This window comes from Nonomuraea endophytica, assembly GCF_014203235.1.
Classification (GTDB): Bacteria; Actinomycetota; Actinomycetes; order Streptosporangiales; family Streptosporangiaceae; genus Nonomuraea; species Nonomuraea endophytica.
In genome coordinates this window covers 341,750-364,831 of the sequence record NZ_JACHIN010000002.1, presented here as the reverse complement: position 1 = coordinate 364,831, position 23,082 = coordinate 341,750, and the positions used below count along the sequence as shown (strand labels likewise).

Here is a 23,082-nt window from a genome sequence, read left to right as displayed (position 1 = left end):
AATGTGCTGACTCTCGATGAGGCTGTGAACGTCACCAGGACGGGAGATCTCTGGATCTTCCGCGGGCGGTCGGTTCCCGACCGGGCCATCCAGACGATGACCAACAGCCCGGTCAACCATGTCGGAATGGCGATCGTGACCGAGGACATGCCGCCGATGATGTGGCACGCGGAGCTGGGCAAGTCGCTGCTCGACCTGTGGTCGGGCACCCATCACCGCGGCGTGCAGCTGCACGACCTGCGCGACGCGGTGACGGTCTGGGCCGACCGGTACGGCCAGCGGGCCTGGCTGCGCCAGCTGGAGCCGCAGGCCACGCCCGAGATGGAGGACGCCGCCCTGCGCACGGTGGCCAGGCTGGACGGCACGCCGTTCCCGTCCACCGCCCGCCTGGCCGGACGCTGGGCCCGCGGCCGCGTCCCCCAGCTGCGCGGCCGGGTCAAGGACCGCACGCTGGAGAGCGCCTACTGCGCCGAGGTGGTGGCGGTGACCTACGAGGAGATGGGCCTGCTGCCGGGCGGCAAGCGGCCCAACTGGTATGACCCGGGCCGCTTCTGGAGCGGCGACGAGCTCGACCTCATGCTCGGGCACAAGCTCGGCAACGAGATCACCGTCGGCGTCGAGCTCACCCGCTGAGCGCGCGCCGCAGCCGCCACGTGCCCAGGGCGAACAGGACGACGGCGAGGACGCCGAGCACGGCGAGCTGCGGCAGCACGCCGGTGAGGCCGTCGCCGTGCCGGATGAGGCGGGCGAAGGCGTCGTAGCCCCACGCGTGCGGGGTGAGGTGGGCGAGCGTCCGCATCGGCTCGGCGAACGACTCCAGCGGGATCGTCGCGCCGCCCAGCGTCGGCAGCCCGAGCCCGAGCAGCATGGCCACCGAGATCGACGGCCCCGGCGTGCGGAACGCGGCCCCCAGCAGCATGCCCGCGCCGCCGCCGACCAGCGAGAAGACCAGCAGCACCGCCACCGCCCCCACCGGGTCGCCCCACGAGACCCCGAACAGCGCCATCGACCCCAGCATGATCAGCACCGCCTGGAACAGCGCGATCGCGATCCGTCCCGCCGCCTCGCCGGCGATGATCGTACGCAGCCGCGTGGGCCCGGCCGACAGCCGCGCCGTCACCCCGATCGCCCGCGACTCCACCAGCCCCAGCGCCGCGGTCAGCGAGGTCAGGAAGGTGAACATGAGCAGCAGGCCGGGCGCCGCGATCGCGTAGGCGTTCAGCCCTTCGGGGAACGGCGTCTTGCCCGTCGTGGTGACCCGCACCGGCAGCGACGGCTGCCCGCGGGCGCCCTCCTGACGGACGATCGAACGGATCCAGGTGCCGGTGTCGTGGCTTTTGATGTCGGTCGCCCGGACCAGATGGCGTACCCGTCCGCCGCCGCTGTCGTAGGAGGCGGGGATGACCAGGCCCGCGTGCAGCCGGCCGCGCTCGACCGCCGCGCGCAGCGCCTCCTCGTCGGCCAGCCGTTCGACCGTGACCCGGCTGCCCGAGGCCAGGGCGCTCGCCAGCCGTTCCGACGGGGCTCCCGGTCCGGCCACGACGCCGAGCCTGAGCTGCTGGCCGCCGCCGTAGAGCTGGCCGAGCACCAGGATGAGCAGGAAGGGGGCGACGAGCACGAAGAAGATGTTGGTGCGGTCCTTGAACATCCGGCGCAGGTTGAGCCCGGCCATCAACACGATCTTCACGGCGCCACCATCCTTCGCACGCGGACGGCCGCCACCGGGAAGCTGAGCGCGGCGACGGCGAGCAGGACGGCCAGCGCGGGCAGGATCGAGGCGCCGCCCCGCAGCTCCGCCAGCCCCTCCAGGAACCAGTGGTGGGGGGTGAACACGCTCAGCTCCGGCGCCACCGGGAAGAACGAGCCGCCGAGCAGCCCGAGCACCGCCGCCGCCGTGGACTGCCAGTTGGCGGCCTGCTCGGGCGTGCGGGCGAAGGAGGCCAGAGCGGTCATCAGGCCGGTCGCGGCCAGCACGCCGGCCACGATCAGCGCGGCCACCCCGGCGGGCGGTCCCCAGCGCACGCCGAGCAGCAGAGTCGTCGCGGCCACCAGCAGCGCCATGCCCGCGAGGCCGACGATGACGCCGACCAGCAGCTTGGCCGTCAGGATCGAGGCGCGCGGCACCGGCATCGACAGCAGGCGCGCCAGCGTGCCGTTGCGGCGCTCCTCGAACAGGCCGGTGACGCTGAGCATCACCGCGAAGAACGCGAAGAACATCGCCGCGCCCGCCGCGTGGTAGGTGCGGGTGTCGAGCTGGCGGGTGCCGAGCGTCGCGTCCTGCACGACCTGGACGTTCCGGCCGCCCGGCAGTGCGTACGACTCGGCCACCTCCCTGGCCATCTGGACGGCCAGCGGCGCGTCCACGCTGCCGACGACCTCGATCCCGGCGGGCGAGACCACGAAGACGGCGTCGAGCTCGTTCGTCTCGGCCAGGCGTCTGGCCTGCGCGGCGTCGGCGACGGGCTTGAGGTCGGGCAGGCCGGTGCGCTGGGTGAACTCGGCGGCCGACGGGCCCGCCACGCCGTACCGGCCGAGCTGCTGGGAGCCGCTGCCGGACAGGGTCACGCCGAAGACGAACGCCATGCCGAGCGGGAGCACCACCCCGAAGACCAGCAGCATGCTGTCGCGCGAGCGGCGGCGCAGGTCCTTGAGCAGGATGCGCAGCATGTCAGTCCCTCAGCTCGCGGCCGGTCAGGCGTAGGAAGGCCGCTTCCAAGTCGGGTTCGCCCAGCTCGGCGGGGGTGCCCTCGGCCAGCAGGCGGCCGTGGTCGATGATGCCGACGCGGTCGCAGAGGCGCTGGGCCTCCTCCATGTAGTGCGTGGTGTAGAGGACCGCGAGGCCCTCGCCGGTCATCCGCTGGACGCTGTCGAGGATGGCGTTGCGGCTCTGCGGGTCGACGCCGGCCGTGGGCTCGTCGAGGACGAGCAGGCTGGGGCGGTTGAGCAGGCCGACGGCGATGTTGAGGCGGCGCTGCATGCCGCCCGAGTACTTGGCCACCGCCTCGTCCGCCCGGTCGGACAGGCCGACCAGTCGCAGGACCTCGGTGGTTCTGGATTTCGCCTCGGCGCGGCGCATGCCGTACATGCCGCTGAAGAAGCGGAGGTTCTCCCGCGCGGTCAGGTCCGGATAGACGGCCACCTCCTGCGGGACGTAGCCGACGCGCGCCTTCGGCGGCGCGCTCACGCTGCCCGCGTCGGGGGCGAGGATGCCGACGATCATGGAGATCGCCGTGCTCTTGCCCGCGCCGTTCGGCCCGAGCAGGCCGTAGGTCTCCCCTTCCCGTACGGCGAAGCCGAGCCCGTCCACGGCCACCAGATCGCGATAGCTCTTGCGCAGTCCCTCGACGGCTAACACCGCCATGTCCTAACCCCCGTTCCTCAGTGGTGTGTCCCTGATCACCGACCAGGTCAGCAGCAGCCCGAGCGCGAACGTGCCCAGCCCCATCACCAGCGTCAGCACCGGCCCCGCCGGAATCCGGAAGCCGAGCGAGAAGCCGCTCATCGGCACCCCGAACCGGGCGCCGACGGCGCTCAGCCCGAGCACGACCAGCCCGACGCCGACCGGGATGGTCAGCAGGCCGCCCGCCTGCCAGCGATAGAAGCCGGCGCCCATGAACATGCCCGCGGTGATCCAGGCCATGAACTCCACGGTGTGCTCCAGGAAGACCAGCGGCACCTGCGTCGGGTCGGTGTAGAGGTGCGCCCGCTCCAGCGACTGCGGCCGGTCGATGATCGTGTAGAGCACCCGTTCGACCAGGTATCCGGCGCTCATCAGCAGGGCCACGAACGGCGTGTAGAGCGCCGTGGTGATCGCCGCCTGGAAGCCGAACTGCCGCCTGGTCTGCCCGTTGGCGATGAACAGCGGCAGGAACTGGCGCACCATCGCCACCCCGACGAACAGCACCACCCAGCGCGGCAGCTGACCGGCCTGCTCCCACGCGCTCTGCGTGAGGTTGCCGAAGAAGTGGATGGCCAGGGTGATCACGATCACCAGGACCAGGTACGCGGCCCAGGCGAAGAAGGCGACCCACAGGTTGGCGGCCAGCAGCCGCGTGGGGAACCTCACTTGGGGCCTCCGGTCAGATGGATGAACAGCTCCTGCATGGCGATCGGCCCGAGCGTGAGCCCCGCCTCGGCGGCCTTGCGCCGGTGGGCGGCGTCGAGCTCGCCGTAGACCATCGCGGACTTCGTGGGCCCGAGCACCTTCTCGCCGAGCACGGTCAGGCCGGTCACGAACCCGTCCACGGCGGCGGCCGCCCCGGTGACCGCGTGGCCGCGGGCCAGCAGGCGCTCGGTCTCCTCGTGCACGATGAGGCGTCCGCGGTCGATGACGACGACCTCCTCGAACATCGGGCTCACCTCCTCGATGAGGTGGGTGGACAGGATGATCGTGCGTGGGTGCGCCATGTAGTCGGCCAGCAGCGCGTCGTAGAAGGCGTGCCGGGAGGGCGCGTCCATGCCCAGGTACGACTCGTCGAACATGGTCAGCGGCGCCCGCGAGGCCAGCCCGACCACCACGCCCATCGCCGAGCGCTGGCCCTTCGACATGGCCTTGACGTTCGCCTTCGGCTGGAGCCCGAACAGCTCCATCAGCTCCTTGGCGTAGGCGGCGTCCCAGGTGGGGCGCAGCCACTCGGCGAAGTAGAGCGCGTCGGCGGCGGTGCCGAGGTCGACGCTCTCGCCGGCGTCCCGGATGAGGCTGACGGCGCTGGTCACGGCGGGGTTCTCCCACACCGGAGCGCCGTCCAGCAGCACGCTCCCCGCCGACTGCTTACGGAAGGCGGACAGCACGGACATCAGGCTCGTCTTGCCGGAGCCGTTACGGCCCAGCAGGCCGTAGATCTTGCCGCCCTCCAGCTCGAACGTCAGCCGGTCGAGCGCGGTGACCTCGCCATAGCGCAGCACCAGGTCCCGGGCTTCGATCCTCACATCTCCCCCTTGATCCGCTCGATCACGTCATCGAGGGAGATGCCGATGGCCTTGGCCTCGTTCACCATCGGGTCGACGACGTCGGTGAAGAAGCCCTCCCTCCGGCCGGCCCTCAGCGCGTCCCGGGCGTCCGGGCTGACGAACATGCCGATACCTCGCTTTTTGTAGAGCACGCCTTCGTCGACGAGCTGCTGGAACGCCTTGGCGGCGGTGGCCGGGTTGATCCGGTAGAAGGCGGCGTACTGGTTGGTCGACATCACCTGCTCGTCGCCCTTCAACGCCTCGCTCAGCACATCGGCTTTGATGTGCTCCGCGATCTGCCGGTAGATGGGGCTCCGGTCGTCGAACATGGACACCTGCTTCTATGGTTCATTACTCCACTAACGAACCATAGAAGCCTTGCGGTTCCCGGTCAACGGAACAACTGCCAGAACCACCACGGCCACCAGCGCGAAACCCAGCGGGTAGCCGGTCACGCCCATCACCACACCCAGGCCCAGGGCGCCCACGCCCATGCCCGCGTCGAAGGCGAGGTTCCACAGCGCGCTCACCCGTCCCGCCTCGCCGCGCTCGAACATCAGCGTCAGCGTCAGGTTCTGCGCCACCCCGAACCCGGCGCCGAACAACGCCATCCCCGCCACCACCGCCACCGGCTCCGCCGACCAGAACAGCAGGCCGATGCCCGCCGCCGCGGCCAGCACCGACGGGGCCAGCCAGCCGGCCCCCGCGTGGCGGCCCGCCCACCAGCGGGCGGCGGGGGTCAGGATCGACTGCGCCAGCAGCGCCGCCGAGGCGAGCGTCGGGGAGGTGGCCAGCGGCAGGAACGTGATGGCCACGCCCGCGGCCAGCGTGATGGCGCCGAAGACGGCGATCGGCGCGGCCAGGCCGCCGCTCCTCTGGTGCTTCCGCGGGATCGGCTTCAGGTCCGGCAGGCCCCTCGCCGCGGCCAGGCCCGCCAGCGGGACCAGGCCGGCCACGACGAAGATGGGCACGAAGCCCAGGTGATCTCCCGCCCACAGGCCCAGGGGCAGGCCGATGATCGAGGGGACGCCCACGGCCACGCCGTACAGGCCGAGGCCCTCGCTGCGGCGTTCGGCCGGGACCAGCTCGGCCACCAGCGCGGTGCCCGCCACCACCACGATGCCCAGGCCGGCGCCGCGCAGCAGGGAGATCGGCAGGACCAGCTCGTGGATCGGCAGGGCGAACGACGGCGGGCCCAGGAGGAGCAGGCCGGCGGACAGGACGCGGCGGTAGCCGTACCGGCTGAGGAGCCAAGGGACGGCCAGTTCCAGCAGAACGGTGCCCAGCATGAGCGCGCCGGTGGCCAGACCGGCCGACATGCCGTCGCCCAGGAAGGCAGGGACGGCGGAGAACAGCAGGTAGAAGCCCAGGAGGCCGGAGGCTGATGCGAGCATGAGGCGGTTCATGGGGGTGACGGTGCCAGCCTGGCCTTTTTCGCGGATCCGGCAGGATGCGTAGATGCCTCTTTAAGCTGCCTTATGTGTTCGTAGGTAGGGATGCTGAGCTGGCCGCGCTCGCCGAGGCGTGGGCCCATACGCCCTCCGCCGTGCTCGTCGTGGGCGAGGCGGGGATGGGGAAGACGCGGCTGGCCGCGGAGTTCGCCGGGCGAGTGGACGCGCGGGTGGTTTCCGGGGGTGGGGATCCCGGTGGGCTGCCGTACTCGGTGTTCGTGCCGGTGCTGCGGCGGCTGGTCAGGGAGCACGGCGCGCCCTTCGGACCCGGTGAGCTGGCTCGGTTGCTGCCTGAGCTCGGGGTGCCTGCCGTGGATCTCGGGCGGGCGCGGTTGTTCGAGGAGGCGCTGCAGGTGGTGGAGAGGGCGGGGCCGCTGGTGCTCGTCCTCGACGATCTCCACTGGGCTGATCAGGCCAGCCTTGACCTGCTCGCCTTTCTGCTGCGGAACCTGACTCGCGGGGGGGTGATGGTGGTCGCCACCTCGCGGACCGTTGTGCGGCTGCCCGGGGTGCGGACGTTGTGGTTGCCGCCGTTGTTGCGGGATGACGTGGTGCGGCTGGTCGGGGCCCGGCCCGGGGCCGGACTTGACGTGATCATGGCCAGGAGTGAGGGGAACCCGCTGTTCGTCGAGGCACTCGCCGACTGCGGGAGCGCTGTGCCGGACTCGTTGCGTGACGTGCTGCTGGGGGCGGCCGACAAGCTTCCGTCGCCTTGCCGGGACGTTTTGCGGGTGGCCGCTGTGGCTGGGCGGCGGGTTGAACATCCGGTGTTGCTGGCTGCTGCCGGGGTGGGGGAGCTGGAGCTGGATGAGGCCTTGCGGCCTTTGGTGCGGGCTCGGTTGTTGCTGGTGGATGGTGACGGGTATCGGTTCCGGCATGCGTTGATACGGGATGCTGCTTACGATGAGTTGTTGCCTGGGGAGCGTAAGCGGTTGCACGCCCGGGTCGCCCTCGCCCTTGAGGGGCTGACCGGGGCTGTTTCCGGGGCTTTTGCCGAGGCGGCATCTGGGGCTTTTGCTGGAGCGGCATCTGGGGTGGCTTCTGAGGCGGCGGAACATTGGCGGGCGGCCGGGGAGCCGGAGCGCGCGTTCGCGGCGGCGGTGGAGGGACGGCGCTGGGACCTGGTGCTCGACCTGTGGCACTCAGCCGAACCCCCACCCGGCCTCGACCACGCCCGAGTCCTGGAACTGGCCGCCCGCGACGCCCTGCACGCCGGCGAGGCAAGCCGAGCCGAAGACCTGACCACATCGGCCCTGTCCGAGGTCACCGGCACACGGCGGGCCCGCCTGCTGGAACTCCGGGTGACCGTCCGCGATCAGCTCGGCGAAGACGGCCTGTCCGACCTTCGCGAGGCGGTACGGCTGGCGCCCGACGACGCCCGCCTCCTCGGCGCCCTGGCCACCACGTTGGCCTGGAACGGCCAGGACACCGAGGCCAGAAGACACGCCGAGCAGGCGCTCCACCTGGGCGACACCCGCTCCCTGACCACCCTCGCCGCCCTGACCGCCCTGGAAGGCGACCTAACCACCGCCACAACCCTCTACACCCAAGCCCGCACACCCACCACCACCCGCACCCCGACCACCACCCGCACACCCCCACCCACCCCGCCCTCCACCCCGCCGCCTTCCGTCTCACCTCCCAGCCCGCCCTCTGCCCCGCCCTCTGCCCCGCCTTCTGTCCCGCCTTCTGCCCCCTCCTCTGCACCTCCGGCAGCCCTGCCCTCCGAGCCCTCGTCTGGTTGGTCCTCCGCCTCTGATGGTTCGGTGTTGGTGCCTGGACGGGTCTCGGACCCTGGCGGCGGGGTCGTGGAGGTGGTGCCCGGTTACCTGGGGCTGGCGGCTGGGACGGTGGGAGTGGTGGATGAGGACGCCGTGCTCATGGCCTACGCCAGCGAAGCCGACGTACTGGAAGCGGCCGGGGAGCACGCCAGGGCCGAGGCGGTGGCCAGGGCGGGGATCGAGCGGGCCGAGCGGGCCGGGATGGCCAGGTCGCGGGGGGCGCTGCTGGCCGCCAACCTCGCCGAGCCGCTGTCCTCGCTCGGCCGCTGGCAGGAGGCGCGGGAGGTGATCGGGGTCGCGCTGGCCCTGGACCCGCCGCCCATCTACCGCGCCTGGCTGCTCATGGTGCTGGGCACGGTCGCGGTCTGGGAGGGCGCTCTCGACGAGGCCACCGCCGTTGTGGACGAGGCCCGGCCGTTGATGCTGGGGCGTTCGCGTGGGTACGACTCGTGCCTGGAGCCCGATCTGCTCGAATGCCGCCTGGCCGAGGCCGCCGGGGACGAGCTCCGGGTGCGCCGCCTGGTCGGGCACGTGCTGGAGGCGCACGACCTGACGCTCAGCCGACGGTACGCCTGGCCGTTGCTGGTGATCGCGGCTCGGGCCGGGGCGTTGACCGGGGCGCCGGACGGCGTGGCCACGGTGGGACGGGTGCAGCGGGCGCACCGGGCGACGTTCGAGGCTGAGCTCGGGGGATCTTGGGAGGAGGCCGTGGGCGCTTGGCGGTCGGTCGGCCAGCCGTACATGCTGGGGTGGGCTTTGCTGCGGGCCGCGCAGGACGGACAGCGGCGGGACACACCGGAGGCGCGGTCGGACGGCGGAGAGGCGCGGGCGGCGCGTGGAAGGCGGGGCGCAGGCGGGGAGGCGCGGTCGGGGCAGGTGGGGAGGGCTCGGGCGGGGGAAGCGTTGCGGGAGGCGGGGGAGATCGCGGTGCGGCTGGGGGCCGGGCCGTTGCGGCGGGAGGTGGAGGCTTTCGCGGCGGTGGGGCGAGTGGATCTCGCGGGTGCGGGGCACGGGTTGACGGCGCGGGAGCTGGAGGTGCTGGGGCTGGTGGCGGAGGGATTGAGCAATCGGCAGATCGCGGAGCGGTTGTTCATCTCGGCGCGTACGTCGGGGGTGCACGTCTCGAACATCATGGCCAAGCTGGCCGTGTCGTCACGGGTGGAGGCGGCGGCGGTGGCGCGGCGTAGCGGATTGATCTGACATGCTCTGGTTTCATGGCAAATGTCGGGTTGGTTGGGGTGGGGAACTGCGCGTCCTCGCTGGTACAGGGCTCGGTCTTCTATGAGTGGCCGGATATTTCGTTCAGCGTGGCTTTTGATGTGAATCCTGCGAAGGTCGGGTTGGATCTCGCGGATGCCATCTGGGCTCCGCCCAACAACGCCCGCGCCTTCGCCGAGGTGCCGCCGACCGGGGTGGTTGTGGCCGAGGGGCTCATGGCCGGTGAAGAGGGGCCGCTCGCCGGGGAAGCCGTCGCTGGGGTTCCCGATGCGCGGGGCGAGGCCGTACTGGAGGACGTCGTCGCGGCGTTGCGTGGTACCGACGTGCTCGTCAACTTCCTCCCGGTCGGCGCGCAACACACCACCGAGCTGTACGCGCAGGCCGCGCTGCTGGCCGGATGCGCCTTCGTCAACTGCATGCCCTCCGTGATCGCCCGCGACCCCGCCTGGGCCGGGCGCTTCGCCGAGGCCGGGCTTCCGCTGATCGGCGACGACCTGAAGAGCTCGTTCGGCGCCACGCTCGTACACCGTGCCCTCGTCGACGCCCTGACCTCCGGCGGCGTCGCGCTCCACGATGCCTACCAACTGCTCGGTGGGGGCAACGCCGACTTCCTCAACCTCCAGGACCCGGCCCGGCTGTCCGGCAAACGCGCGACCAAGGTGGCGGGTGCGGGGGCGTCCGCGCATGTGTCGGCCGCGTACATCCCGTTTCTGGAGGATCGCAAGGTCGCCTACATCCGGCTTGAGGGGGAGGGGTTCGGCGGGTCGCCGGTGGAGGTGGAGGTGCGGATGACCGTGGAGGACTCACCGAGCGCCGCGGGCAACGTCCTTGAGGCGGTACGGCAGGCCAGGGCGGCCCTCGACGCCGGAACAGGCGGCGTCCTGCCCACCACCCTCATGAAGTCCTGACCTGACCGAACACCTCACGACCTTCCGCGCGACCAGGAGCCCAATTCGCCTGCCGGACTTGCCGGGCGTCCGGGGAGGTGCGTGCTCGGGCATGCACGCTCGGAGAACGCGGTGCTCCGGGACGCGGGCTTGAGGAGGCGCGGCCTCCGGAACCCCTGCCTCGGGCACGACCGGCCTTGGGCTGCGCGGGCTTGAGGAGGCGCGGCCTTCGAACCCCTGTCTTGGGCACGACCGGCCTTGGGCTGCGCGGCCTTAGCAACCCTGTCTTGGGTGCGACACGGCCTTGGGCAGCGCGGGCTTCGGGGGGTCGCGTGGGTGTGGCGGGGCCCGGGTGGCGAGGGCGGGAGGGGTTAGGGGGTGGGGAGGAGGCGGGTCAGGAGGTTGCGGGTGGTCAGGCCGTAGCGGGTCTTGGGGATCAGGAGGCGGGAGACCATCGTGACGTGGCGCTGGCGGGGGTCGGCGAGTGTGCGGTGGCGGTGTTCGTAGCGGGTCAGGGCGGTGGTGACGTCGGCTGCCAGCTCTTCCGCCAGCGTGTATGCCGCCGACATCGCCAGGGTGGATCCGTCGCCGAACAGGGACACCGATGACGCGGCGTCGCCCACCAGCGTCACCCGCCCCGCCGACCAGGTGTCCAGGCGGACCCGGCTGACCGCGTCGAAGAACAGGTCGTCCGTGGTCGCCACCTGTTCCATCAGCTCGGGCAGGCGCCAGGCGGGCTCGCGGTAGGCGGCGTGCAGCAGGCGCCGGTGCTGTTCGGTGTCGCGGTGGTCGAAGCCGGGCAACGTGGGCGCGTGGAAGATGAAGGCCGCGACCGCCTCGCCGTTCGAGGGATGGAGGGTGGCGGAGCGGCCGGGGGCGTTGTACATGACGACCTCGCTCGGATCGGACACCCGCCCGGTGAAGGGGAGCGTCGCGACATAAAGCCCGAGATGCCGTACGAAGCGGGATTCCGCGCCGAATGCCAGCCGCCGCACATTGGAATGGAGGCCGTCGGCGCCCACCACCAGGTCGAACCGCCGCCGCGTGCCACGGTCGAACGCGACGTCCACGCCGCCGCCGTCCTGCGTGAGGCTCGCGATGGAGTCGCCGTAGACGTACTCGGCGTGGTCGCGGGCGGCCTCCGTCAAAATCCCGGCGAGGTCGGTACGGCGCAGCTCAACCTCCCCACCACCCGGCCGCCCCACACGCATCCCGCCCACCCGCCGACCGGCGGCGTCCACGAACGTCATCCTGTTCACCCGCGTGGCCGCCTCCCGCAACCGGGGCAACACGCCCATCCGCTCGGCCACCTCGACCGCGTGCCCCCGCACGTCCACCGGGCTGCCGCTCGAACGCTGTCCAGCCGACCGCTCGACGACGGTGGCGTTCATGCCATGCCGCGCCAGCCAGTACGCCAGCGTGGAGCCCGCGATGCCCGCCCCTGAGATGAGGATGTTCATCATGGTCCTTCCCCTGACCATTGGTCAGTTGCGATCATAACCCCCTGACCAATGGTCAGGCAAGAGGTAGGATGCGCGGTGTGATCGACACCAGGGACAGGATCCTCGCCGCCGCCGGGGAACTGTTCGCGCGCCAGGGCAGCCAGAACACCTCGGTCCGCGAGATCGCCGAGGCGCTGGGGCTGACCAAGACCGCCGTTCTGTACCACTTCCGCACCAAGGCCGACATCCTCGCCACCCTCGCCCAGCCGCTCATCGACGACACCGACGCGGCCGTGGAACGGGTGGCGCGGGAGGGCGGCGGCGGGTGGGGGACGGTTGAGACGCTGCTGGAGGTGTACCTGCGGCACCGGGACGTGTTGAGCACCATCGTCGCCAACATGCCCGCGCTGCCGCGGGAGGCGTTCGAGCGGTGGTTCACGGTGATGAACCGGGCCAACGAGATGGTCGCCGGCCCCGACCCCGACCTGTCCGGGCGGGTGCGCGCCATCCAGGTGGTGGCGCTGCTCAGCGACCCGGTGATCCTGCTCGCCGACGTGCCGACAGACGAACTACGCCACCACATCCTGAACGGCGCCCGCCGCCTCCTCACCGACCCCCCAGACCTTCCCACCCCTTCCGGACTCCCCGGAACTACCCGGACCCGGGTCGATGAGAGCACTCCGGGAGGGGAGAGCCCTTCGGCGGGAGTGGAGCAGTCTTCGGCCGGAAAGGAGCGCCCTGGAGCCGGAGGGGAGAGGGTGTCGGCCGGAGGCGAGGGGCCTTCCGTGGGCGCGCGGGCTTTGGGCGATGGGGAGCGGCCTTCGGCCAGAGAGCGGCGGTCTGCAGCCGGAAAGGAGCGCCCTGGGGCCGGAGGGGAGAGGGCGTCGGGCGGGAAGAAGGGGTCTGCGGGTGGAGGGCGGCGGGCTGGGGTTGGAAGGGGAGGGGCGTTGGGCGGAGGCGATGCGGGTTCTGAGGGGGTTTTGGGTGGGGGTGGAAGCAGGGTGGGGGGTCGGCCTCGGAGTATGAGTGACGAGATGATCGCCGAGGCGCGTCGCCTTCGGGAGAACGGCGACACCACCGTGTCGGAGGTAGCCCAGATCCTGGGTGTCTCACGAGCCACCCTCTACCGCCATCTCTAGTTTTGAGACACCGCACGAAACCCGTTGCGCCTGGTTCGAGGCACGGGCAACGATGGAGCCCTTATGGTGACCGGTCAAGATCTTGAAATCGCGTGTGACGAGTCCGGGGCGGAGGGGGAGAACCTGACCGCCGCGATCACCGACGTGTTCGCGCATGCCAGCGTGTCGATGGAGATCGAGGCGGCCGACGACGTCATCCGCGTGCTGCGCGACCGCATCCGTTCACCGGCCACCGAATACAAGGCCAACCACCTGCTACGCGGCAAGCACCGCTCGGCCCTCGTCTGGCTCCTGGGCCCGTCCGGTCCCATCTACGGCACCGCCCGCGTCTACCTGGTGGAGAAACGCTTCTTCATCGTCAGCAGGATCGTCGACCTGCTGGACGACCCCTACAGCCCCAGCCTCGGCTTCTACCGTCGTTTTGAGACAGAGACCCTCTACCGCACCGGCCCCACCCTGCCCGGATGGATCCCGCTCCTGGAGTCGTTCAACGACGTCATGCGCGCCCGCGTACCCGCGCAGACCTTCTACGACCGCCTGAACGACCTGCGAGCCCCGGAACTGACCGGCCCGCTGGCCGCGACCCGCCCGAACCTGGACGCGTATCTGGAAAGGCCGGCCGAGGACCCCCGCACGATCCCGGTCCTCGACCCCCTGATCCCCGCCATCATCCAGGCCGTCGTGGCATGGAGCTCGTCGGGCCGCCCGGTCGAGGTGGTCCACGACCGCCAGACCACGCTGTCGGAGGAGCGGATCGTCGAGCTGAAGGGCGTCTTCAACGACCCCCGCCTGGCCTCCCGCGCCCGGCTGGCCGGTCTGCGCCTGACGGAGTCCCGGCTCGACGCGCGGATCCAGATGGCCGACTTCCTGGCCGGGGTGGCGAGGAAGATCGCCTCCGAGGAGCTGAACGGCCGAGGCGACGCCGAGCTGAACGACCTCCTGCGCCACTACGTCGACCCCGCCTCCCTCTGGGGTCACGAGGCCAGCTGGTCCCACCTGCATCCCTGACTCATTCCGACCGGCGTTGGTCACGCTCGGGTCACGGATCTCATCAAAGGTGGTCGAATCCGGCAAATCCCTTCACAGTGGCGGCGAGCTCTTTCCGCCCCTACGGGAGGTACGCGTGAAACGCGTCATCATGGTCTCCGCCGCCGCCTTACTCGTCGGTGCCGCAATGTCGGCACCGGTGCAGGCACAGCGGCAAGGACCAGAAGCCGAGTACGTGGTGCTCTACAAGGACGGCGCCACCGGCGCCCGCCAGGCCATCGAGGCAGCGGGCGGCGTCGTCGTCAAGGAGAACACCGCGGTCGGCCTGGCCACCGTCACGACCAGTCGCGCCGACTTCGCCGCCGCGCTGGCGTCGGACGGGGCGATAGAGGGCGTCGCCCGCAACCGCACGATCGGGCAGGCGCCGCCCAGCGCACGGGCCGGAGGTACGGCACGCCGTACCGACACGGTCGAAAAGGAAGGGCACGACGCCGGGCGCGGCAAGGCGGGACCGACGGCCGGAAGGCCGAAGCCGGGCGCCGAGCCGCTGGCCGAGCTGCAGTGGGACATGAAGCAGATCCACGCGACCGCCGACGGTTCGTACCGGTACAACCAGGGCGGACGCGATGTGGTCGTGGCCATTCTGGACACCGGCGTGGACGGTACGCACCCGGACATCGCACCCAACTTCAGCAACTCGCTGAGCCGGAACTTCACCACCGACATCCCGGCCGACGCCAACGGCGCCCCGGTCGACGGCCCGTGCGCGGACGAGGCCGACGGCTCGTGCGAGGACGAGGCCAACGTGGACGAGAACGGCCACGGCACCCACGTGGCGTCCTCGATCGGCTCGCCGATCAACCGGCTGGGCATCGCGGGCGTCGCGCCCAAGGTGACGCTGGTCAACCTGCGTGCCGGTCAGGACTCCGGCTACTTCTTCCTGCAGCCCAGCGTGGACGCGCTGACGTACGCCGGAGACCACGGCATCGACGTGGTCAACATGAGCTACTACATCGATCCGTGGCTGTTCAACTGCACGGACAACGCCGCCGATTCCCCCGCGGACCGGGCCGAGCAGGCGGTCATCATCAAGGCGACCCAGCGGGCGCTCGACTACGCCCATCGGCGCGGCGTCACGCTCGTGGCGGCGGCCGGCAACCAGGCGGCCGACTACACCAAGACCTACGTGGACACGAGCAGCCCCGACTTCGCCAGCGAGCCCGGCGAGGCGCCGTACACGCGGACCATCCCGCCGAGCTGCATCTCCATGCCCGGCGAGGGCCGCAACGTGATCAGCGTCTCGGCCACGGGCATCAGCAAGCGCAAGTCGTACTACTCCAGCTTCGGCAACGGTTTCGTTGACGTGTCGTCTCCCGGCGGCGACGTCTACGACACCCCGGCCAACACCCGCGACGTCACCAAGGCCACGCTGTCGGCCTACCCCGAGCAGCTCGCCAGGGACAACGGCGAGCTCAACCCCGACGGCTCGCCCAACGTCGACTACGTGGTCCGGGACTGCCAGCGCGGCACCTGCGCCTACTACCAGTATTTGCAGGGCACCTCGATGGCCTCCCCGCGCGCCGCGGGCGTCGCCGCGCTGATCGTCAGCAGGTACGGCCACCGCGACCCGAGACACGGCGGCAAGACCCTGAGCCCGAGCATCGTCGAATCCGCCCTGAAGGCCACCGCGACCAGGACCTCGTGCCCGACGCCGCCGGACTTCACCTACACCCGCCACCTGCCCAACGGCACCACGGTGACCGCCACGCACCTGTGCGAAGGCAACCGGGCCCGTAACGGCTTCTACGGCTCCGGCATCGTCGACGCCCTGGACGCCGTCCGCTGATCCCCGCCGGGTGCGGCCCCCGGGCCGCACCCGGTCTCAGCCCGTGATCAGGAGATAGTCGATCTTTCCGGCGTCGTCGACCGAGATCTCCGTCTTGTACTCCTGCCCGGACGCGGACGCCTTGCCCTTCAGCGCGTCCGGCTTCACCTCTGTCAGCTCGGTCACCTTCAGCCCGGCCAGCGTCTTGGCGAGCCGGTTGAACTCCTCCGGCGGGACCTCCTTAAGGAAGGTCTCGCTGAGGTGCTCCTTGAGCTCCTTGTCCGCGACCGGCGTCCGGTTCACGGCGTCCATGTACCAGCTCAGCTGCTTGCCGGCCGGACTGTCGGGAACGGCCACCGCCGCCGCCCCGCCGTCGCCGCCGCCACACCCCGCCACCGCGATCGAGACGGCGGCCAGCACCGCGGCGAACACCCTGACAGCTCTCACCCAAACTCCTCACGATCTCGTCGGACGCGGGTGGGATCATATCGTTCAGGTAGAAATCTGATGGAAGGGTGCGCCGGGAGCGGGTAATCACTGGTGTCCAGACTCCCCGGCAAGAGAGATCCGCGTATGACCATGTCACTCGACGGCGCGGTCGCCGACCCCGAGCGATTCGCCACCGTCTTCGACGCGCACTACGAGGAGATACGCCGCTACATCGGCCGCCGCCTCGACCTCGACATCGCCGAGGACCTCGCCGCGGAGACCTTTCTGAGCGCCTTCAGCCACCGCGACAGCTTCGACGCCGCCAAGGGCGGCATCAGACCCTGGCTGTACGGCATAGCCACCAACCTCATCGGCAAACATCGCCGGGCCGAGCTCCGGCGCTACCGCGCGCTGGCCAGATCCGGCCCGTCCACCGGCGACGACGGCCACGAACAACGCGTCGTGGACCGGATCGCCGCCGGCGTGACCGTGCAGAAGCTCTCGGCCGCGCTGGCCGGGCTGTCGCGCGGGGAGCGCGATGTGGTGCTGCTCGTCGCGTACGGCGAGCTGACCTACGACGAGGTGGCCGCGGCGCTCGGCGTCGCCTACGGCACCGTCGCCTCCCGGCTGAGCCGGGCCAGGAACAAGCTGCGTGACGCGTTGGGAGTTGAGGTGTGATGAAGAAGTTCCAGGTCATCGACGAGGTGATGCCGGACGTGCCGCCCGCCGACCCGGCCAGGACGATGGCGGTCCGGGCGCGGATGCTCGGCGGCGCCCGCCGCCGCGGCCTGCCCGCCTGGTCCAAGGTGGCGCTCGCGGCCGCGGCGGTCGGCGTGGTGCTGGCCGGCGGCTTCGTGGTGGCGCCCATGCTGGGCGACCGCCAGGTGGAGACGGCGGCGCTGGCGCCGGATCCGGCCCAGGTGATCGGCACGGCGGCCGACCGCCTGGCCGCGCGGCCACCGGGCGAGGGCGCCTGGTGGCGCCGGGACCTGCTGCGCCTCTCACAGACGAGGACGGCCGCCGGCTACACCGTCGAGCACCGGATCGAGGAGGTGCTGTGGGTGAACAGGGAAGGACGCCGGCACACCGACCGCGGCCAGGTCACCACCAAACCCCTCACCCCCGCCGACGAGCAGGCGTGGAAGGACGACGGTTCGCCCGCGCTCTGCCGGGGCAGCGACGGCTGCCAGATCGGCAGGACCTATTTCATCCCCCTGGACCTGACGCCCGTCACCAGCCTGCCCACCGAGGCGGGCGCGCTCAAGGCCGAGATGCTCAAGCGGTTCCCCGGCGACGGGGCCGACAGCGAGGAGGGCTGGCTCTGGGGTTCGGCGAAATGGATGCTGCTCGACGCCGAGAGCACTCCGGGCACGCGGGCGGCGCTCTACCGGCTGCTCGCCGGGCTGCCGGGCGTCCTGGTCGCCGACGGGGTCACCGACGCCGAGGGCCGCGCCGGGGTCGCGCTGCAGTACGGCGAGCAGCGGATCATCATCGACCGGGACACCGGTGAACTGCTGGCCGTACAGGATGAGATGACGTCGTACGTGGTCAAGCGGCTGGGCTGGACGGACGAGACACCACCCCAGGACTGAGGCGCCCGGTTCAGCGGGCCCTGTCGTACACCATGGCCATCTCGCCGAGCGGGCCGGTCACCTGGTGGGTGAGGGTCCACTTGGTGGCCGGCAGGCCGTCGTCGAACAGGCGCTGCCCGCCGCCGACGATCTCGGGGAAGACCATGAGGTAGAGCCGGTCGAGCAGGTCCGCCGACAGCAGCGCCTTGATGATGGTCGGGCTGGTGTTGGCCAGGATCTCGCCCTCGCCGGTGGTCTTGAGCTCGGTGACGACGTCGGCGACGGGGGCGTTCACGATGCGCGTGCGCTCCCACGGCGCTTCGGTCAGGGTTCTGGAGAAGACCACCTTCTCGGTGTCGACCAGCCACTTGGCGTAGCCGCGGTCGCGCGGGTCGGCGTTGTCGTCCTCGGCGACCGTGGACCAGTAGCCGATGAAGCCTTCGGCGTTGACCCGGCCGAGCACCGCCGTCGTGGCGTTCTCCCAGATGCGGTTCATGTGGTCGCGGGCGACGTCGCTGGTCACGTACGGGGCGAACGCCCCGAAGTCACCGGGTCCGCCGGGGCCGTGGTAGCGGCCGTCGAGGGTGATGGAGATGTTGGCGGTCACCATGCGGCTGGTCATTTCGTGCTCCTTGTGTCGGCGGCGAGGGCCGCGGTCAGTTTGTCGAGGCTCTGGCCGAAGCCGATCTCGATGCCGGCGATGAAGTCGGCGGATTCGACGGTGCTGTCGGTGATCCGCCAGTGGACGTCGAGTTCGGTGCCCGTGTCGGTGGGCCGGAGCCCGAGGTCGACGTGGGCGGTGAAGGCGGTGTCGCCGCCGGGCAGCAGCGGGGAGCTGCGGTAGACGAGGCGCTCGCGGGGGCGTACCTCGTCGACGGTGCCCTCGGCGCGTCCGACCACCAGGTCGGAGCCGTCGGCGTCCTCGACGTCGCGGTACTCGTGGATGATCCGCCCGCCCGGCCGCGCCTCGAAGACGAGCTCCGAGACGCGCAGGTCCTCGGGGGTCCACCAGTGGGCAAGCAGGGAGGTCTCGGTCAGATGCCGCCAGACCAGCTCAGGTGGTCCCGGCAGCGCGCGCCGGAACCGGAACGAGCGGCCGTCGGCCCACCCCGCCTCCTCCGCCGCGAGCCGCTCCGCGTCGAGGCTGCGCTCGTAGCGGTCGAAGGTCCCGCGTTGTTCGGCGGTCTCGGCCAGCAGGTTGATCGCGGCCGCCAGGTCCCGCAGTGGGCCGGGCTGAAGCGCGTAGACGCGGCGCTGGCCGAAGCGGTGGGAGGCGACGACGCCGGCGCGTTCCAGCGTCTGCAGATGTTTGGTCGTCTGCGGCTGGCGCGCGCCGGCGAGCTGGGCCAGGACGCCGACCGAGCGGGGCCGCTCGGCCAACAGGGTGACGAGCCGCCAGCGGGCCGGGTCGGCCAGTGCGGTGAGGAGTGCGTCCATGGCCATGAGTATTCACCATGGCGAATATTCGTGTCAACGAATAGCTTCGAGAAGCTGACGGTAGATCGGCTTCGTCCCCAGCTGCGGCTCGTGGTGCCCGGACAGGAGCGACCCGCTGGTCACCCCGGCGCTCGTGGCCAGCGTCCCGCGTACGTGGTAGTCGGGGTGGACGCCGTCGTCGCTCGTGCGGCGCTCGAACTCCACCGTGAGCTCATCCCCCCGCCGCACCCGCACCAGGGAGTCGAACACCGGCAGGTAAACCGGCATCCAGCTCGTCTTGTCCAGCAGCGAGTCCAGCCGCCTGGCGCCCGCGCCCGCGTCCAGCCCGATCCAGCACAGCAACCCGTCCACGGCTCCGTCGCGCTCGATCATCAGGCTCACGCGCGTGGTGTCGTCCAGCGGTGTGGAGCCGTCGAACCGGAGCGTCTCCACCGCCCCCACCGTGGACAACAGGACCTCCGGCCCCGGATCGGCCACCGCCAGCCGCACGTCGAAGGGCTGCTCGTAAAGATCGAAGATCTTCCTGAGGTACGGCAGCGCCTTCCGCGAAAAGGCCGGACCATCCGGAAACAGCTCCCGCGACGACACCGCCCCCACCAACGTGTCACAGGCGGCCGGCACGACCACGCCGTCGTGCGTGAGCAGCCGCTCGTGCGCGTCGGCCATGGCCGCGAGCATGCCCTCCGAGCTGGCGATCGACCCGATGAGCTCGGCCACGCACACCTCGGCCCGCTCGGCCGGCCGCACGTCGAAGGAGGTGCCGTGCACGACCTCGATGACGTCCGCGTACGGCGAGGCCGCCCCCCGCCTGATCGCCATTTCGTGGCTCTCCTGGATGGCCTCGATCGCGTACACGTGCTTGGCCCCGTGGCCGGCGGCTTCCAGGGCCCAGTTGAGGTCGCGGCCCGTTCCGATGTCGATGACCCGGCGGCCCGCGGCCACCGCCCGCAGCGCGTGGCCGAGGGCGGCGTTCCTGAGGTGGTCGTGGGTCATGACGTAGTACAGGATCCGGTCGTAGAAGGGGTATTCACCGACGGAGGGCCAGAGGTCGGGGTTGTCGCTGACCGCGATGCCGACCGAGCCGCCCTTCCAGGTGTAGATGTCACGCGTCATGGTCGCCTGCCTTGTCTGGGGACTCGGCGGCGCCGCCGTACACGCGAAGCACGCCGGGAGGGATGTCGGTGTCGGAGACGGGGACGGCGACCAGCGCGAGCGCGCCGTTCTTGGCGTGCTGGGCGGCTTCCTCCAGCGCGGGATCGAGGTCGCCGGCCGTCCGGCAGCGGGCGGTCCAGCCGCCGAGTGCGCGGATCACCGCCTCGTAGGGCGGCTCGCCGCCGGGGAACCGGGTGATGCGGGTGTCGGCTCCGGCCAGGGCGCGGACGTAGCGCGGCCAGCCGAAGCCGCCGTTGTCGAAGACGACGAAGACGATTCCGGCGCCGTGCTCGGCGGCGGCCGGCAGCGCGTTCATGCTCATCGTCATCGCGCCGTCGCCGCAGATCACGACGGTGGGCAGTGACGGTTCGGCGAGCGCGGCGCCGAGCGACGCGGCCACGCCGAAGCCCATCATGGTCTGCTCACCCGGCGCCACCACCCTGGCCCGCTCTGACAGCGACAACAGCGGGTAGTGGTAGCTCCACATGTCGTGGAGTCCGTTCTCCTGGACGAGCACGAGGTCGCGCCCGAACCTGGACCCGACCGCGCGCAGGGTCTCGGCGGCGAGGGACCCGGCGTGGGGGAGTTCGGTCTTCACCGCGGCGACGCGCTCCGACCAGGCCGGCGACGGGTGCGCCTTGAGGCGGTCGGCGAGCAGTCCCGCGGTGAGGGCGGCGTCGCCGGCCAGCGCGATCTCGGGGCGGACGGCCAGGTCGAAGGCGTCGGGATCGACGTCCACGTGGATCAGGCGCTGCCCGGACAGGGTCCACCCCGTGCGTACGGTCTCCTCCAGGCGGGTGCCCAAGGCCAGGATCACGTCGGCGTCGTCGAGCAGCGCGGCGGCGGGAGCGGCCGCGTAGAGCCCGGCGAGACCGCAGTAGCGTGGATGGTTCTCGTCGAGCACGCCGCGCCCGGCGGCGGTGGCGAACACGGCCGCGCCCCAGCTCTCGGCCAGCGCGCGCAGGGGAGCGCCCGCGCCGGCCGCCTTCGCGCCGCCGCCCGCGATGATCACCGGCGCGGCGGCCCGCGCCATCGTGTCCACCGCCCGGTCGAGATCGTCCGCGGCGGGCGCGGACCGCAGCCGGGGCGGGCGAGCCGTCGGCGCGGCGGTTCGCGGTGGCTCGCCCTGGAGCGCCTCCTCGGCGAGCTCGACGACCACGACCCCGGGCGCGCCGTTGATCGCCCGGTGCACGGCCTGCCGCAGCGCCCAGTCGAGCTGGTCCACGTCCTCGGCCAGCACGTACCACTTGGCCACGGCGGCGCTGACCGCACGCTGGTCCACCTGCTGGAAGCCGCCCCTGCCAAGACCGGCCCTGGGGATCCGGGTGGTCACCACCACGACGGGCGCGTGCAGCGACGCCGCCTCCAGCAGGCCGGCCAGGGCGTTGGGCAGCGAGGGACCGGAGTTGGTCGCGAGGACGGCCGGCCTGCCGGACACCAGAGCGTGCCCGGCGGCCAGGCAGGCGCCGGCCCGCTGGTCGCGCACCGGCACCGCCTTGAGTCCCGGCACGGCGAGCGCGGCGTCGAGCAGCGCGGGTTCGTCGGAGGGCACGCCGGTCACCAGGTCGCATCCGGCGTGCGCGAGGGTCGTGGCGATGTGGCGCCACATGGGCGTCCCGGGCTCAGCCGACGGCATGCGCGCCGCCGTCCACGTGCAGGATCTCCCCGGTCGTGGCGGGGAACCAGTCGGAGAACAACGCCACGCAGGCCCGTGCCACGGGATCGGCGTCGGCCTCCCAGCCCAGCGGGGCCTTGGCCTGCCAGGTGGCGTAGAAGTCGTCGCCAGGCTCCTTGGTGAACTCCGAGGCCGCCATGGTCCTGATCGGGCCGGCCGCGACCAGGTTCACCCGGATGCCCTGGGGGCCGAGATAGTAGGCGAGGTAGCGGGCGCAGGATTCGAGCCCGCTCTTGGCCACGCCCATCCAGTCGTACTCGGACCAGCTCACCGAGGAGTCGAAGTCGAGCCCGACGATCGACGAGCCCGGCTTGCGCAGCAGCGGCAGGAGCGCGATCGACAGGCTGTGGAGTGAGTAGGTCGAGGTCCGCAGCGTGGTGGCGACGTCGGGCCACGTGGTGGTGGTGAAGTTGCCGCCCAGGGCGGCGGGCGGCGCGTAGGCGATCGAGTGGAGCACGCCGTCGAGCTCGCCGAAATGTTCTCCGACGCGGTCGGCGAGGTTACCGAGCTGTTCGGGATCGGTGACGTCGAGGCCGACGACCGGCGCCGGTCCCGGCAGCCGGCGCACGAGACGCTCGACGAGGCTTACCCGGGGAAAGGCCGTGAGAACGACTTCCGCGCCATTCTCCAGCGCCAGCCTGGCCACGTGGAATGCGATGGACGACGGAGTGAGAACACCCGTGATGAGCAGTCGTTTTCCGGTCAGAATCCCGTTCAATCGCGGGCCGCCATCGCCTGCTCGATGTGGTCGATCAGGTCCTCGACGGTCACTATTTTCGGCATCTCGGCGTCCGTGATCTCGACCGCGAACTTGTCCTCGACCGCCACCCCGATCTCAACCATCGACAGCGAGTCGATATCGAGGTCATCGACGATGGATTTCTTTGGGGATACATCTGCCGCTTGCATTCCTGTTACTTCCTGGATGATGGCGCTGACCTCGCCGTATATGTCTTCGCGAGTTTCAGTCATTACCCAACCTCTCGATGGAAGTTACACCGATTGAGGTTATACGTCGGAACGCTTGTAAGCGTCAAGGATGGTCGATGATCCTTTTCGGGCTGGCCGTTATCTGCGTCCAGATGCCGGACAATCTGGCTATGCCGATTACCAGAGTTCTCATAATCGCTGGTAGGAG

23 protein-coding genes are annotated in these 23,082 nt (G+C 71.0%); 8 read left to right on the top strand and 15 right to left on the bottom strand.

What is annotated here, in order from left to right; genetic code table 11:
* Nucleotides 1-6: 6 nt before the first annotated feature.
* Nucleotides 7-633 carry a hypothetical protein gene (locus HNR40_RS09810; protein WP_221340241.1) on the top strand — a complete coding sequence of 209 codons (627 nt, stop codon included), beginning with the start codon at nt 7-9 and terminating at the stop codon, nt 631-633.
* Here the strand turns inward: HNR40_RS09810 and HNR40_RS09805 are convergent.
* Genes HNR40_RS09805 through HNR40_RS09775 form a run of 7 tightly spaced genes read right to left on the bottom strand, consistent with a single transcriptional unit; the run spans nt 623 to nt 6,356 of the window.
* The gene (locus HNR40_RS09805) at nt 623-1,687 is read right to left on the bottom strand and encodes an ABC transporter permease (RefSeq protein ID WP_184959983.1); all 1,065 of its coding nucleotides are present in this window, start codon (nt 1,685-1,687) and stop codon (nt 623-625) included. The two genes, HNR40_RS09810 and HNR40_RS09805, sit on opposite strands and share 11 nt — an antisense overlap.
* The gene (locus HNR40_RS09800; RefSeq protein ID WP_184959981.1) at nt 1,684-2,667 is read right to left on the bottom strand and encodes an ABC transporter permease; all 984 of its coding nucleotides are present in this window, start codon (nt 2,665-2,667) and stop codon (nt 1,684-1,686) included. Before HNR40_RS09800 ends, HNR40_RS09805 begins: the two co-directional genes overlap by 4 nt.
* A gap of 1 nt (nt 2,668) precedes the next feature.
* A complete protein-coding gene (locus tag HNR40_RS09795; protein ID WP_221340194.1) occupies nt 2,669-3,361 on the bottom strand; it encodes an ABC transporter ATP-binding protein in 693 nt (230 codons plus the stop codon).
* 3 nt (nt 3,362-3,364) lie between these two features.
* Nucleotides 3,365-4,066, bottom strand: coding sequence for a hypothetical protein (locus HNR40_RS09790; RefSeq protein ID WP_184959980.1), 702 nt, complete (start codon nt 4,064-4,066; stop codon nt 3,365-3,367).
* Nucleotides 4,063-4,929: an ATP-binding cassette domain-containing protein gene (locus HNR40_RS09785; protein WP_184959978.1), complete on the bottom strand. Its 867-nt coding sequence runs from the start codon at nt 4,927-4,929 to the stop codon at nt 4,063-4,065. The genes HNR40_RS09790 and HNR40_RS09785 overlap by 4 nt, the downstream gene beginning before the upstream one ends.
* Entirely contained in the window at nt 4,926-5,279 is a 354-nt protein-coding gene (locus tag HNR40_RS09780; protein ID WP_184959976.1) for a GntR family transcriptional regulator, read from the bottom strand. Before HNR40_RS09780 ends, HNR40_RS09785 begins: the two co-directional genes overlap by 4 nt.
* 30 nt (nt 5,280-5,309) lie before the next feature.
* Complete coding sequence (locus tag HNR40_RS09775; protein WP_184959974.1) at nt 5,310-6,356, bottom strand: MFS transporter; 1,047 nt, start codon at nt 6,354-6,356, stop codon at nt 5,310-5,312.
* A gap of 74 nt (nt 6,357-6,430) precedes the next feature.
* Here HNR40_RS09775 and HNR40_RS56160 point away from each other — a divergent pair, with 74 nt between their 5' ends.
* Both HNR40_RS56160 and HNR40_RS09765 read left to right on the top strand, forming a co-directional pair.
* Nucleotides 6,431-9,382, top strand: a complete 2,952-nt coding sequence (locus tag HNR40_RS56160; RefSeq protein WP_184959972.1) for a helix-turn-helix transcriptional regulator — start codon at nt 6,431-6,433, stop codon at nt 9,380-9,382.
* 140 nt (nt 9,383-9,522) lie between these two features.
* Nucleotides 9,523-10,308 carry a hypothetical protein gene (locus HNR40_RS09765; protein WP_184959970.1) on the top strand — a complete coding sequence of 262 codons (786 nt, stop codon included), beginning with the start codon at nt 9,523-9,525 and terminating at the stop codon, nt 10,306-10,308.
* A 350-nt stretch (nt 10,309-10,658) separates the two neighbouring features.
* On the opposite strand, the gene HNR40_RS09760 is transcribed toward HNR40_RS09765, so the two are convergent.
* Nucleotides 10,659-11,750, bottom strand: a complete 1,092-nt coding sequence (locus HNR40_RS09760; protein WP_184959968.1) for an FAD-dependent monooxygenase — start codon at nt 11,748-11,750, stop codon at nt 10,659-10,661.
* A 77-nt stretch (nt 11,751-11,827) separates the two neighbouring features.
* On the opposite strand from HNR40_RS09760, the gene HNR40_RS09755 reads away from it, so the two are divergent.
* From HNR40_RS09755 to HNR40_RS09745, 3 genes are all read left to right on the top strand, one after another.
* Nucleotides 11,828-12,868, top strand: coding sequence for a TetR family transcriptional regulator (locus HNR40_RS09755; protein WP_184959966.1), 1,041 nt, complete (start codon nt 11,828-11,830; stop codon nt 12,866-12,868).
* Between the two features lie 63 nt (nt 12,869-12,931).
* The gene (locus tag HNR40_RS09750; RefSeq protein ID WP_184959964.1) at nt 12,932-13,876 is read left to right on the top strand and encodes a hypothetical protein; all 945 of its coding nucleotides are present in this window, start codon (nt 12,932-12,934) and stop codon (nt 13,874-13,876) included.
* 115 nt (nt 13,877-13,991) lie between these two features.
* Nucleotides 13,992-15,701 (top strand): S8 family peptidase, encoded by a 1,710-nt coding sequence (locus HNR40_RS09745; RefSeq protein ID WP_312896261.1) that lies wholly within the window; start codon nt 13,992-13,994, stop codon nt 15,699-15,701.
* 36 nt (nt 15,702-15,737) lie between these two features.
* On the opposite strand, the gene HNR40_RS09740 is transcribed toward HNR40_RS09745, so the two are convergent.
* Nucleotides 15,738-16,127, bottom strand: a complete 390-nt coding sequence (locus HNR40_RS09740; RefSeq protein ID WP_184959962.1) for a Cpe/LpqF family protein — start codon at nt 16,125-16,127, stop codon at nt 15,738-15,740.
* A gap of 126 nt (nt 16,128-16,253) precedes the next feature.
* Between HNR40_RS09740 and HNR40_RS09735 the strand changes: the two genes are divergently transcribed.
* Nucleotides 16,254-16,787: an RNA polymerase sigma factor gene (locus HNR40_RS09735; protein WP_184959960.1), complete on the top strand. Its 534-nt coding sequence runs from the start codon at nt 16,254-16,256 to the stop codon at nt 16,785-16,787.
* Nucleotides 16,787-17,701, top strand: a complete 915-nt coding sequence (locus HNR40_RS09730) for a CU044_5270 family protein (RefSeq protein WP_184959958.1) — start codon at nt 16,787-16,789, stop codon at nt 17,699-17,701. The genes HNR40_RS09735 and HNR40_RS09730 overlap by 1 nt, the downstream gene beginning before the upstream one ends.
* A gap of 10 nt (nt 17,702-17,711) precedes the next feature.
* Here HNR40_RS09730 and HNR40_RS09725 read toward each other — a convergent pair whose 3' ends face one another.
* The 6 genes from HNR40_RS09725 to HNR40_RS09700 are packed head-to-tail and all read right to left on the bottom strand — an operon-like array spanning nt 17,712 to nt 22,916.
* Nucleotides 17,712-18,302 (bottom strand): dihydrofolate reductase family protein, encoded by a 591-nt coding sequence (locus HNR40_RS09725; protein ID WP_184959956.1) that lies wholly within the window; start codon nt 18,300-18,302, stop codon nt 17,712-17,714.
* The gene (locus HNR40_RS09720; RefSeq protein WP_184959953.1) at nt 18,299-19,117 is read right to left on the bottom strand and encodes a metalloregulator ArsR/SmtB family transcription factor; all 819 of its coding nucleotides are present in this window, start codon (nt 19,115-19,117) and stop codon (nt 18,299-18,301) included. The genes HNR40_RS09725 and HNR40_RS09720 overlap by 4 nt, the downstream gene beginning before the upstream one ends.
* A 33-nt stretch (nt 19,118-19,150) precedes the next feature.
* The gene (locus HNR40_RS09715) at nt 19,151-20,230 is read right to left on the bottom strand and encodes an SAM-dependent methyltransferase (RefSeq protein ID WP_184959951.1); all 1,080 of its coding nucleotides are present in this window, start codon (nt 20,228-20,230) and stop codon (nt 19,151-19,153) included.
* On the bottom strand, nt 20,220-21,905 hold the full coding sequence (locus HNR40_RS09710) for a thiamine pyrophosphate-binding protein (RefSeq protein WP_221340193.1): 1,686 nt from the start codon (nt 21,903-21,905) through the stop codon (nt 20,220-20,222). Before HNR40_RS09710 ends, HNR40_RS09715 begins: the two co-directional genes overlap by 11 nt.
* Nucleotides 21,892-22,662: an enoyl-ACP reductase FabI gene (gene fabI, locus HNR40_RS09705; RefSeq protein ID WP_184959950.1), complete on the bottom strand. Its 771-nt coding sequence runs from the start codon at nt 22,660-22,662 to the stop codon at nt 21,892-21,894. Before fabI ends, HNR40_RS09710 begins: the two co-directional genes overlap by 14 nt.
* A complete protein-coding gene (locus tag HNR40_RS09700; protein ID WP_184959949.1) occupies nt 22,659-22,916 on the bottom strand; it encodes an acyl carrier protein in 258 nt (85 codons plus the stop codon). Before HNR40_RS09700 ends, fabI begins: the two co-directional genes overlap by 4 nt.
* Nucleotides 22,917-23,082 lie beyond the last annotated feature (166 nt).